The organism is Shewanella sp. 3_MG-2023, assembly GCF_030548765.1.
In the GTDB taxonomy this organism is placed as follows: domain Bacteria; phylum Pseudomonadota; class Gammaproteobacteria; order Enterobacterales; family Shewanellaceae; genus Shewanella.
Map to the genome: position 1 here is coordinate 68,204 of NZ_JAUOSH010000018.1, position 12,386 is coordinate 80,589.

Annotated in this window: 11 protein-coding genes; 6 read left to right on the plus strand and 5 right to left on the minus strand. The window is 41.8% G+C overall.

What is annotated here, in order from left to right; genetic code table 11:
* From yidD to rpmH, 3 genes are read right to left on the minus strand one after another with little or no spacing between them, the layout of a single operon-like run.
* Positions 1-255 carry a membrane protein insertion efficiency factor YidD gene (yidD, locus tag Q4591_RS11785; protein ID WP_076541774.1) on the minus strand — a complete coding sequence of 85 codons (255 nt, stop codon included), beginning with the start codon at positions 253-255 and terminating at the stop codon, positions 1-3.
* Positions 222-578 (minus strand): ribonuclease P protein component, encoded by a 357-nt coding sequence (gene rnpA / locus Q4591_RS11790; protein WP_076541772.1) that lies wholly within the window; start codon positions 576-578, stop codon positions 222-224. The genes yidD and rnpA overlap by 34 nt, the downstream gene beginning before the upstream one ends.
* Before the next feature lie 16 nt (positions 579-594).
* The gene (gene rpmH / locus Q4591_RS11795) at positions 595-732 is read right to left on the minus strand and encodes a 50S ribosomal protein L34 (RefSeq protein ID WP_011867659.1); all 138 of its coding nucleotides are present in this window, start codon (positions 730-732) and stop codon (positions 595-597) included.
* Between the two features lie 448 nt (positions 733-1,180).
* On the opposite strand from rpmH, the gene dnaA reads away from it, so the two are divergent.
* The 5 genes from dnaA (at position 1,181) to Q4591_RS11820 (ending at position 8,545) form a co-directional block, all read left to right on the plus strand.
* Complete coding sequence (gene dnaA, locus Q4591_RS11800) at positions 1,181-2,569, plus strand: chromosomal replication initiator protein DnaA (protein ID WP_076541770.1); 1,389 nt, start codon at positions 1,181-1,183, stop codon at positions 2,567-2,569.
* Positions 2,570-2,588: 19 nt separating this feature from the next.
* Positions 2,589-3,689 carry a DNA polymerase III subunit beta gene (gene dnaN / locus Q4591_RS11805; RefSeq protein ID WP_102436412.1) on the plus strand — a complete coding sequence of 367 codons (1,101 nt, stop codon included), beginning with the start codon at positions 2,589-2,591 and terminating at the stop codon, positions 3,687-3,689.
* Positions 3,690-3,811: 122 nt separating this feature from the next.
* Positions 3,812-4,894, plus strand: a complete 1,083-nt coding sequence (gene recF, locus Q4591_RS11810) for a DNA replication/repair protein RecF (protein WP_102475866.1) — start codon at positions 3,812-3,814, stop codon at positions 4,892-4,894.
* A 15-nt stretch (positions 4,895-4,909) separates the two neighbouring features.
* The gene (gene gyrB, locus Q4591_RS11815; protein ID WP_102436416.1) at positions 4,910-7,327 is read left to right on the plus strand and encodes a DNA topoisomerase (ATP-hydrolyzing) subunit B; all 2,418 of its coding nucleotides are present in this window, start codon (positions 4,910-4,912) and stop codon (positions 7,325-7,327) included.
* A 114-nt stretch (positions 7,328-7,441) separates the two neighbouring features.
* Positions 7,442-8,545: an HDOD domain-containing protein gene (locus tag Q4591_RS11820; protein WP_303461176.1), complete on the plus strand. Its 1,104-nt coding sequence runs from the start codon at positions 7,442-7,444 to the stop codon at positions 8,543-8,545.
* A gap of 117 nt (positions 8,546-8,662) precedes the next feature.
* Here Q4591_RS11820 and glyS read toward each other — a convergent pair whose 3' ends face one another.
* Positions 8,663-10,732 (minus strand): glycine--tRNA ligase subunit beta, encoded by a 2,070-nt coding sequence (gene glyS / locus Q4591_RS11825; RefSeq protein WP_303446252.1) that lies wholly within the window; start codon positions 10,730-10,732, stop codon positions 8,663-8,665.
* A gap of 11 nt (positions 10,733-10,743) precedes the next feature.
* A complete protein-coding gene (gene glyQ, locus Q4591_RS11830; protein ID WP_102436422.1) occupies positions 10,744-11,649 on the minus strand; it encodes a glycine--tRNA ligase subunit alpha in 906 nt (301 codons plus the stop codon).
* Between the two features lie 119 nt (positions 11,650-11,768).
* Between glyQ and Q4591_RS11835 the strand changes: the two genes are divergently transcribed.
* Positions 11,769-12,338: a DNA-3-methyladenine glycosylase I gene (locus Q4591_RS11835; protein WP_102436424.1), complete on the plus strand. Its 570-nt coding sequence runs from the start codon at positions 11,769-11,771 to the stop codon at positions 12,336-12,338.
* Positions 12,339-12,386 lie beyond the last annotated feature (48 nt).

The following is a 12,386-nucleotide window of genomic DNA, read 5'->3' on the forward strand; positions in this document are numbered from 1 at the left end:
CTATTTGTTACACCTGTCGTTTTTAGGGGGGACGGGATCACTTCCGCCGGGATGTAAAGGATGACATTTTAGTATGCGTTTCGCCGCAAGCCAACAACCTTTCGCAGTTCCATGCGTTTTTATTGCATCAATTGCATAATAAGAGCATGTTGGATTGAATCTACAGCGGGGTCCCAGCATAGGGCTGATAAAGAGTTGGTAGCCACGAATAGCCTTTGTGGCTAACCATTGTAACGGCGACTGAGTTTGCGCCATAACTTCTCTATTAATTTATGTAGGTCTGCATTTTCCATATCAACCACGCCATTTCTTACCAAGACAACTATATCAAGGTCTGGAATATCATGCTGGTGTAAACGGAAATTAGTTCTTATCACTCGTTTAATGCGATTTCGGTCACTGGCATTTTTAACAAAACGTTTTGCGACAGTTAATCCAATACGAGGATGTTGCTCTGAATTTGGAATAGCAAGCAGAGTTATTTCAGCAGAAGATGCTTTGATGGGATTTGAAAATACAGATTTAAATTGCGCGGGAGTTAGCAAACGCAACTCCCGCGTAAAAGCATAGCTAGTCACTATGAATATCTACTGATTAAGCAGATAAACGAGCGCGACCTTTTGCACGACGACGTGCAATCACTTTACGGCCGCCTACAGTGGCCATACGTGCGCGGAAGCCGTGAGAACGCTTACGCTTCAGGTTGCTTGGTTGAAAAGTACGTTTACTCATTTTGGCAATCCGTATATTTAGTAGTTAATAAACCTTACATTCTTGAAATAAGACGCAAGGGCAAAAAAGAGGCCGAATTGTAATCACTTTAATCACTACCGTCAACTAGGAAAATGACTATATGAACAATTTTTACCAATTTAACTTTGATAAGTACCCTAAAAATCTACCACAGGATGTGGATAACTCTGTGTACCAACACAATATGTAGTGGATCTAAGATAGTTTTACTAGATCAAAGCCGCGCTATTATAGATCAATGTTGATCGGTTAATAAAGCAGGATCTATGAACAATTCATAATAAATAGATCGATTTTGATCTTCAAAGATCACAGATATCCACATACAATGATCAGCTTGGGGATAAAATTTTTTTTATCGATAGCGATCATTGAGATCTAACGATAGAATACCCCTCCTTCAACAAACGGTATTTAAGGATTTTTAGTGGCGGTTTCACTGTGGCAACAATGTATCGGCAGACTGCAAGACGAATTGTCTGCGCAGCAATTCAGTATGTGGATCCGTCCGCTGCAAGCTGAAATGGATGGTGATACCTTGGTACTTTATGCGCCGAATCGTTTTGTGCTCGATTGGGTTCGTGATAAGTATATCAATATCATTAATCAATTTTTCACTGAACAGTTAGGTGGCAATGCGCCTAAGCTGCGTTTTGATATTGGTAGTCGTCCGTCTGCAGCTAAACCTGCAGCACCAGTGATTGCTGAAATAAAGAAACCTCAAAATACCCATACTAAAGCGCGCGTTAGTACTTCGTTTAATACTCAAGCTGAACCGGTTGAGCATGCTAACCACCGCAGTAACATTAATCCGACTTACCAGTTTGATAATTTTGTTGAAGGTAAATCAAACCAACTGGGTAAAGCGGCTGCACTTCAAGTGGCTGAAAATCCAGGTGGCGCCTATAACCCACTATTTTTATATGGTGGTACTGGTTTAGGTAAAACCCATTTATTACACGCTGTTGGCAATGGGATCATCAAAAATAATCCCAATGCCAAAGTGGTTTACATGCATTCTGAGCGCTTTGTTCAGGACATGGTTAAAGCACTGCAAAATAACGCCATCGAAGATTTCAAACGTTACTACCGCAGTGTTGATGCATTATTTATTGATGACATTCAATTTTTTGCCAATAAAGATCGTTCTCAAGAAGAATTCTTCCATACCTTTAACGCATTACTTGAAGGTAACCATCAAGTCATTTTAACTTCGGATAAATATCCCAAGGAAATCGATGGTGTTGAAGATCGCTTAAAATCTCGCTTTGGTTGGGGCCTAACCGTTGCCATTGAACCGCCAGAACTTGAAACCCGTGTGGCGATCTTAATGCGTAAAGCACAAGAGAGCGGCATTAATCTGCCTGATGAAGTGGCATTTTTTATTGCTAAGCGTTTGCGCTCAAATGTGCGTGAATTAGAAGGCGCATTAAATCGCGTTATTGCTAATGCTAATTTTACCGGACGTCCAATTACCATTGATTTTGTCCGTGAAGCATTACGTGATTTACTGGCGTTACAAGAAAAGTTAGTCACCATTGATAATATTCAGAAAACCGTTGCTGAATATTACAAAATTAAAATGGCTGACATGTTATCTAAGCGCCGTTCGCGCAGTGTTGCCAGACCACGTCAAGTGGCAATGGCATTATCAAAAGAGTTAACTAACCAAAGCTTGCCTGAAATTGGTGACGCATTTGGTGGTCGTGATCATACTACTGTATTACATGCATGCAGAAAAATTGCTCAGTTACGTGAAGAAAGTCATGACATTAAAGAAGATTATGCTAACTTGATACGTACCTTATCTTCTTAATATCGGGAAATTGAGACGAATGAAATTTTCAATTGATAGGGATGCCCTATTAAAACCACTTCAGTTGGTTTGTGGCGCAGTAGAAAGACGCCATAACTTGCCAATTTTATCTAATCTACTTGTTGAAGTTAGTGAGGGCTCACTTAAGCTTACTGGTACGGACTTAGAGGTTGAGCTTGTCGGTCAAGCTCCCATCCAAGGTGAAGTTGAAGTGGGACGCACCACAGTTCCGGCTAAAAAATTATTAGATATTGTTAAATCTCTTCCTGAGCAAGTTGAAATTAAAATTGAGCAGCAAGAGAACAAATGGTTATTACGCTCAGGCCGTAGTCGTTTTTCACTGGCGACCTTGCCAGCATCAGATTATCCCAATGTTGAAGCGTTTGAAGCTGAAATTGAATTTAGCTTAAAGCAGGGCACTTTGAAGTCGATTATTGACTCGACACAATTTTCAATGGCAAACCAAGATGTGCGTTATTATCTAAATGGCTTGTTATTTGAAACCGCAGGTAACACCTTAAAGGCCATTGCCACAGACGGTCATCGCTTAGCATTAAGTCATCGTCAAATAGAAACCAGCTTACCTGAGAAGCAAGTGATTGTGCCGCGTAAAGGCGTGGTTGAAATGGCGCGTTTACTTGAAAGTGAAGACAGTGATATTACCATTGCGATTGGTGATAGTGCGATTCGTGCGATTACTGCCAATGCGGTATTCACCAGTAAATTAGTCGATGGTCGTTTCCCTGATTATCGCCGCGTATTACCTAAAGGCGGCACCAAAATTGTGGTGGCTAGTCGTAATCAATTAAAACAAGCGTTAACCCGTGCTTCTATTTTGTCGAATGAGAAGTTCAGAGGTGTGCGTATTCAGCTTGAGCCGGGATTATTGCGCATTACCGCCAATAACCCGGAGCAAGAAGAAGCAGAAGAGATTATCGATGTTGAATACAACTCAGATAACCTAGAAATTGGCTTTAACGTCAGCTATCTATTGGACGTATTAAATAATTTAGCCAGTGATGATGTTAGAATAACCTTAATAGACGGTAACTCAAGCGCACTAATTGAAAACCACGCAGAAGAAGACTCTATGTACGTGGTTATGCCAATGCGCTTATAAGTAAATAGTCGCTTAAACTTGATTAAGCGCCGTTTAACTATAACGTTTTACCCCAAGAAGGTGCTACATTAAGGCACCTTCTTTCGTTTCACTCTTTTTAAATTAGGGTCTGTTTATTTTCCATGAGTTTAACCCGCCTCAATATCGAACATTTCCGAAATATTTTGTCAGCGACATTAGCGCCAAGTGATGGGCTTAATTTAATTTATGGTGAAAATGGCAGTGGTAAAACCAGCATTTTAGAAGCCATTTATTTTCTCGGTATGGGGCGTTCGTTTCGTAGCCATCTGTCCCAGCGGGTTATCAATATTGAGCAAGATCAACTGACCTTGTTTGCCAAGCTCGAAATGCCTAATGGCGAAGCTAAATTAGGCCTTAGACGGTTCCGCAATGGCGACATTGATGTTAAATTTAATGGCGATAACGTGAAGCGATTATCGGTATTAGCTGAGACGTTACCTATTCAAGTTATCACCCCTGAAAGTTTTTCTTTACTATTTGAAGGCCCAAAAGCACGCCGGCAGTTTATCGACTGGGGAGCTTTTCATGCTGACAGTCATTTTTATACGGCATGGGTGAATACCAGAAGAATTTTAAAGCAAAGAAATCAGCTTCTTAGAGATGGAGCCTCTTACACCAATATACAATTTTGGGATAAGGAATTGGTGCGTTATGCTGAGCAGGTTACTTCGATACGAAATCAATATGTGGACTCGTTAAATGAGCTACTTAAGGGTATAATCGAAGAGTTTTTACCACGGGTTGATATTAAGGTTTCCTTTACCCGTGGCTGGGATAGCAAAACGGAATTTGCCGAGTTACTTAAAACTCAATATCACCGAGATTTAGCATCGGGAAATACCGGCAGTGGACCACATAAAGCGGATTTACGATTACGCGTTGGCAGCTTACCGGTACAGGATGCGTTATCCCGAGGACAGTTAAAATTATTAGTCTGTGCACTGCGCCTTGCACAGGGTAAATTGCTTCAAAAACAGCAAAACAAGCATAGTATTTACCTAGTGGATGATCTTCCATCTGAGTTAGATGCTCAGCATAGGCAACTATTACTAAAACAGTTAACCGAAACCGGTGCACAAATTTTTGTCACAGCGATTGATCCTGTTGCAATAGTCGATTCGCTGGCTAGCCCACCAAGTAAGATGTTTCATGTGGAACATGGGCAAGTCACGGTAGTTGAATAAAAACGAGAGAGAAATATGTCAGAGAATAGTTATGATTCTTCGAGTATTAAGGTTTTAAAAGGCCTTGATGCTGTTCGTAAGAGACCAGGGATGTACATCGGCGATACTGACGATGGTACAGGTCTTCATCACATGGTATTCGAAGTGGTCGATAACTCTATCGATGAAGCCTTAGCAGGCCACTGTAGTGACATTACTATCACCATTCATTCAGATGGCTCGGTATCAGTACAAGATGATGGCCGTGGTATTCCTGTAGAGGTTCATGAAGAAGAAGGTGTGTCCGCTGCCGAAGTTATTATGACGGTACTTCATGCCGGTGGTAAGTTTGATGATAACTCTTATAAAGTATCAGGTGGCTTACACGGTGTTGGTGTTTCGGTTGTAAACGCATTATCTGAAAAACTGCAAATGACCATTCGTCGTAACGGTAAAGTTTACGAGCAGTTTTATTCAATGGGTGTACCTGATACGCCAATCACCCCAGTGGGTGAATCAGAAAAAACCGGTACTTCAATCCGTTTCTGGCCAAGCAGTGAAACATTCTCAGATGTGCTATTCCACTTTGACATCTTGGCTAAACGTGTTCGTGAATTATCATTCTTGAACTCAGGTGTGGGTATCCGTTTAGTTGATGAACGTGATGGCCGTGATGAATTCTTTAAATACGAAGGCGGCATCAGTGCTTTCGTTGATTACCTTAACCTCAATAAAACGCCGGTGAATAAAGAGGTTTTCCACTTTACTCAAGAGCGTGAAGACGGCATTACCGTTGAAGTGGCAATGCAGTGGAATGACGGTTATCAAGAAAAGATTTTCTGTTTTACCAATAACATCCCACAACGTGATGGCGGTACTCACTTAGCGGGTTTCCGGGGTGCATTAACCCGTAACTTAAATAACTATATGGAGCGTGAAGGTTTCAATAAAAAAGGTAAAACCAATGCAACGGGTGATGATGCTCGTGAAGGGTTAACCGCGGTTATTTCAGTAAAAGTGCCAGATCCTAAATTCAGTTCACAAACTAAAGACAAGTTAGTGTCGAGTGAAGTGAAAGGTGCGGTTGAACAAACAATGGGTGAGCAATTAAATGATTACCTATTAGAAAACCCAACGTATGCAAAATTAATTGTTGGTAAAATCGTTGATGCGGCACGTGCTCGTGAAGCGGCGCGTAAAGCCCGTGAAATGACCCGTCGTAAAGGCGCATTAGATTTAGGTGGTTTGCCAGGTAAGCTTGCTGATTGCCAAGAGAAAGACCCTGGGCTTTCTGAAATATACATAGTGGAAGGGGACTCTGCTGGCGGATCAGCCAAGCAGGGACGTAACCGTAAAAACCAAGCTATTCTTCCGCTAAAAGGTAAAATTCTTAACGTTGAAAAAGCACGTTTCGATAAAATGTTATCTTCTCAAGAGGTCGCGACGCTGATCACTGCATTAGGTTGTGGTATTGGCCGTGATGATTATGATCCTGAGAAAACCCGTTATCACAACATCATCATCATGACCGATGCTGACGTCGATGGCTCGCACATTCGTACGCTGCTGTTGACTTTCTTCTTCCGTCAAATGCCAGAGTTGATTGAACGTGGTTACATCTATATTGCTCAACCACCTTTATTTAAAGTTAAAAAAGGTAAGCAAGAGCAGTACCTAAAAGATGAGCCAGCACTAACGGAATACTTAACCACTCAAGCGTTAGATGGTACTCATATTTACCCTTCTGCGGGTGCACCAGGTATGACAGGTGAGCCACTAGAGCGTTTAGTGAGCCAGTATCGTGAGGTTGAAGCGGTTATTGAGCGTTTAACTAAGCGTTACCCAACGGTTATTTGTAACCGTATGCTTTACCACCCAGCACTGAACAATGAAATGCTGGCTGACGAAGCACAAATGAAGCAGTGGTGTGATGCCTTTGTCGCTGACCTTATTGAGATTGAAACTGACGGCGTTATTTATAACATTGAACCACAATTAGATCCTGAGCGTCAGGTATACCTACCAAGCCTAACAATCCGTAAGCATGGTATTGATACTAACTACGTATTTAGTTACGACTTCTTCCAATCAAATGATTACCAACGTATTGCTAAGTTAGGCTCAGCATTAGACGGTATGATTGAAGAAGGCGGCTATGTTAAACGTGGCGAGCGTATGAAAGAAGTTGATAGCTTCTTAGAGGCGCTTGATTGGACTATGTCTGAAGCTAAACGTGGTTTGTACATCCAACGTTATAAAGGATTGGGTGAAATGAACCCTGAGCAATTGTGGGAAACTACAATGGATCCTGAAACTCGTCGTATGCTACAAGTCACCATTGAAGATGCCGTAGGCGCTGATCAATTGTTTACTTGTTTGATGGGCGATCAAGTTGAACCGCGTCGTGACTTCATTGAAACTAACGCGCTAAACGTTGCTAACTTAGACGTGTAGTCGAGTTTAAAATACATTAAATGGGTGCCTTAAGGCGCCCATTTTTTTATCGGTAATCTCTACAAACTCATCTTGTCACTGTTGTATATTTACCTGAAGTGTAGGTAATTTATTGTGTTTAAAAAGCTATTCAATAAGATTTTTAATTTAAGACCGGCCGTTGAGGTCAAACAAGCCAAAGCATTAAATGAGCAGCATTCATTGCTATCGGCTAACACCCAAGAGTCAAGCGCTACAGACTCGAAACTGTGCTCTAGTAACTCATATGTAAGGCAAACTAAATCATACTTAAGCAACTCAAGTGAAACACCAGAAGAGGCGCAACAAATAGATTTGTCGGCGCTGTTTTATAGTCTACTTTTTCCTATGAGTAGCCATAAAACTGGTGGCATGGCTAATAATCTTGAACGTAGCATATTAGCCGAAATCGACATCGCTTTTAGTGCACCTCAAGATATTGCTGCCAAGGTGTTAAAACTGCCAAGGCGCATAACCGAGCTTGACCATAAACTATCCCAAGATGGGATTGAAACCAAACAAGTACTGCAGTTAATTGAGCAAGATCCGGTACTGAGCGTCGAAGTATTAAAGTTATGCAACTCAAGTGCTTTTAAGCGTTCAGGCAAAGATATTACTAATCTACACCAAGCTATTGTGCAGTTAGGGCGAGCGCAATTACGTCAGTTTGTTCGCAGTTGTTTAGTGAAAGAAATGATTGATATTAAGCCGATTTACTTTAGGCGTTTTGGCGCTGAAATTTGGCGTCATTCAATGCAAGTGGCTTTTATTGCCAGTGACTTAGCTGAAGAAGATGCTGATACGGTGTTTTTACTGGGATTACTTCATGATGTTGGCAAAATCGCCATTTTCAAAATGCTGCTGGATGCCTTTGAAAAAGCCGAGCCGGGTGAACAGCCAAGTTCGGCATTGTTTAAGCAAGTGATGACCACTAAGTCGTTAGGGCTAAGTGCGTTACTGGCGAAGCATTGGCAGCTGCCAGCACAGTTTGAGTTTCAGCTAGCACAATTAGCTAATTCTGATTATCGTCCAACAGACATGATGGCATTGGCTGTATGGCGGGCAAATATCATCAGTGAGTGTTCTATGTTGCGGCAAAAAGATAAACTTGAACAAGATGATTTACAGCAGCTATTGCAGCAAGTCGGTTTGAATCAATCTGAGTTTGATGTTTTCCATCAAAAACTGATTAGCTTTTAATATTTGATTCGAAGTCTTCATTTAAAATTAATCATGAGGCTTTAAAAATCAGCCAATAAAAAACGCGCTTAACTGATGTTAAAGCGCGTTTTTTTTACAACTTAATAGGGTTAACTATTATTGTAGTAGTGAGATATCTGCAGCATGTAAGAATTGCTCACGCAGGCTATTTAGTAATGCTAAGCGGTTATTCTTAAGGGCTTCATCATCAGCCATTACCATGACACCTTCAAAGAAGGCATCAACGCTTTCACGCAGGTTCGCCAGTAATGCTAACGCTTCTTGGTAGTTTGCCGCAGCAAATAATGGCGCAAGCTGTGGTTGCAGTTCAGCTAACTTTTCAGCTAATGCTTTCTCAGCAGGTTCAACCAATAAACTGGCATCAATGCTAGTGGCAGTCTCGCCTTCAACTTTGGCTAGAATGTTAGAAACACGCTTGTTAGCCGCAGCTAAAGCAGAGGCTTGCTCTAACGTTCTGAAGTGCGCCACAGCTTTAATACGGCTTTCAAAGTCAGCCGGTGCAGTAGGCTTACGTGCCAGCACTGCAAGAATAACGTCAACGCTGACGCCTTGATCTTGATACCAAGAGCGGAAACGACCCATGAAGAATTCAAGCACTTGCTCAGACACATTGTCGTTAGTGAGGTTTTCACCGTGTAATTGTTTTGCTTTATCAATTAAATCAACTAAGTCTAATGGCAAGTTGTTTTCTAAACAAATACGTAAAATACCAATCGCTGCACGACGCAGTGCGAATGGATCTGCAGCACCCTTAGGGGCTTGGCCAATACCGAAAATACCCACTAAGGTATCAAGCTTTTCAGCTAGCGCGACACAGATTGAAATAGGTGCAGTAGGCACGGTATCGCCAGAGAACTTTGGCTTGTATTGCTCAGCTAAAGCAACCGCGACAGCTTCAGTTTCACCATTTAAGCGTGCATAGTGCATGCCCATAGTGCCTTGAAGATCAGTAAACTCCATCACCATATTGGTCATTAAGTCTGACTTAGACAGTAAACCTGCACGGCTCGCTTCTTCGCTGTTGGCATCAATGCTGGTGGCAATAAAACCGGCTATTGCAGAGATACGTTCAACACGTTGTTTAATCGTGCCTAATTGCTTTTGGAATACAACCGTTTCTAAGCTAGCAAGGCGCGCTTCTAATGACTCTTTCTTATCTGTTTCAAAGAAGAACTCAGCATCAGCTAAACGAGGACGAACTACTTTTTCGTTACCTGAAATAATCTGCTGTGGATCTTTAGATTCGATATTAGTCACGAAGATAAAGTTTGGTAGCAACTGGCCGGCTTTATCAAATACAGGGAAGTATTTCTGATCGCCTTTCATGGTGTAAACCAAGGCTTCAGCCGGTACGTCTAAAAACTTTTCTTCAAAGCTAGCAGTTAAGACGACAGGCCATTCAACTAAAGAGGTGACTTCTTCAAGTAAGTCATCTTCAAGTTCTGCTACACCGCCAATGTCTTTGGCTGCAGCTTCAGCGTTAGTCTTGATAATATCTTTACGACGTTGGTAATCAGCTAAAACCTTACCTTGCTGCTCAAGAGCGGCTAAGTAGTTGTCAGCATGATCTAACTCGAAGGTATCAACGCCCATGAAGCGGTGACCACGAATAGTACGTGCTGATTTGATACCTAACAATTCACCATCAACTAACTCATCACCTAATAGCATAGTAACGGTATGAACCGGACGGATAAATTGTGTGGTGTTACTTCCCCAGCGCATTGGCTTAGGAATTGGTAACTTATCTAATGCTTTTTGCGCCATGGCTGCGATCAGTGATTTAGTTTCTACGCCAACCACTTTAGCTTGGTGTAATAACCATTCGCCTTTATCTGTTTTCAAGCGCTCAGCTTGTTCCACAGTGATGCCGTTACCACGAGCCCAGCCCATAGCTGCTTTCGTTGGGTTGCCATCAGCATCAAATGCTTGGGCAACAGCAGGGCCACGTTTTTCAACGACCTTGTCAGCTTGAGCTACAGCAAGTTGTTCAATGCTAATAGCTAAACGGCGCGGCGCAGCGTACCAAGTGGCTTTTTCAAAGGCCAACTCAGCTTTGGTTAGCTCTTCGCTGAAGTTAGCTAAAAATGATTCAGCTAATTTACGTAATGCTTTTGGCGGTAATTCTTCCGTACCCACTTCAATGAGTAAGTTTTCAACATTCATTCTATTTACCTCTACTTACACATTGGGAAACCAAGCGCTTCACGGGCTTGGTAGTAAGACTCTGCAACACCTTTGGCCATAGTACGTACACGTAAAATATAACGTTGACGTTCAGTAACCGAAATCGCGTGGCGAGCATCAAGTAAGTTAAAGGCATGAGATGCTTTCATTACTTGTTCGTATGCAGGAAGAGGCAATGGCTTTTCAAGGTCAAGTAAATGCTGACAAGCGACTTCACAATCATCAAACTGCTTGAATAGTACTTCTACATTGGCGTGTTCAAAGTTATAGGTTGATTGCTCAACTTCGTTCTGATGGAAAATATCACCATACATCACTTTACCCATTGGACCGTCTGTCCATACTAGGTCATATACGCTATCAACTTCTTGGATATACATCGCAAGACGTTCAAGGCCGTAAGTGATTTCACCAGTTACAGGCTTACACTCTAAACCGCCCACTTGTTGGAAGTAGGTAAATTGCGATACTTCCATACCGTTTAACCAAACTTCCCAACCTAGACCCCAAGCACCTAATGTAGGTGATTCCCAGTTGTCTTCTACGAAGCGAACATCATGGACGCCCATATCTACGCCTAGTGCTTCTAAAGAGCCAAGGTATAGCTCTTGAATATTGCTAGGAGAAGGCTTAAGCACTACTTGAAATTGATAGTAGTGTTGTAGACGGTTAGGGTTTTCACCGTAACGGCCATCGGTAGGGCGACGACATGGCTGAACATAAGCACTACTCATAGGCTCTGGGCCTAATGAGCGCAAGAATGTCATTGGGTGGAATGTACCAGCGCCAACTTCCATGTCTAATGGTTGAACTATTGCGCAACCTTGCTGCGCCCAGAATTCCTGCAGGGTCATAATAAAGCCCTGGAATGTTTTTACGTCGTGTTTCGTCGTCATGTCCGCTTATCTACTGGTTAGGCTATAAATAGAAAATGGTTTTGATTATACCTTGTAGATAAAGGCTTATGTAGGTTATTTTTTAACGTAGAGATTAAAAATATTAAAGGACTCAATAAATGGTTCAACAACGTTGTGGTTGGGTCAGTGATGACCCTATTTATCAAGACTATCATGACAATGTTTGGGGGCGGCCTGTTTATGATCCCATCGAGTTATTTGAAAAGCTTTGCTTGGATGGTCAGCAAGCAGGATTATCTTGGATCACCATTTTAAAGAAGCAACACAATTACCAAGCTTTGTTTGCCAATTTTGATCCAAAAGTGATTGCCACATTCGATGATGCCAAAGTCGAAGAATTACTATTAAACCCTGGAATTATCAGGAACCGTCTAAAGGTTAATTCTATTATTCGAAATGCCAAAGCCTATTTAGCCTTTGTTGAGCAGGGTAATGATTTTTCTGAATTTCTTTGGCAGTTTGTTGGCGGTAAGCCTGTCGTAAATCATTATTTAACTTCGGCGGATTTACCTGCTCAAACAGCAGAATCTGAGGCCATGTCTAAAGCACTTAAAAAGCTTGGGTTTAACTTTGTAGGGCCAACTATTTGTTATGCTTTTATGCAAGCGGTAGGTATGGTTAATGACCATACAACAGATTGTTTTTGTTATGGAAGCGATTTTGTTTAACGCAGTTTTTTAGCAAATAAAAAAAGGATGTTCCACGTGGAACATCCT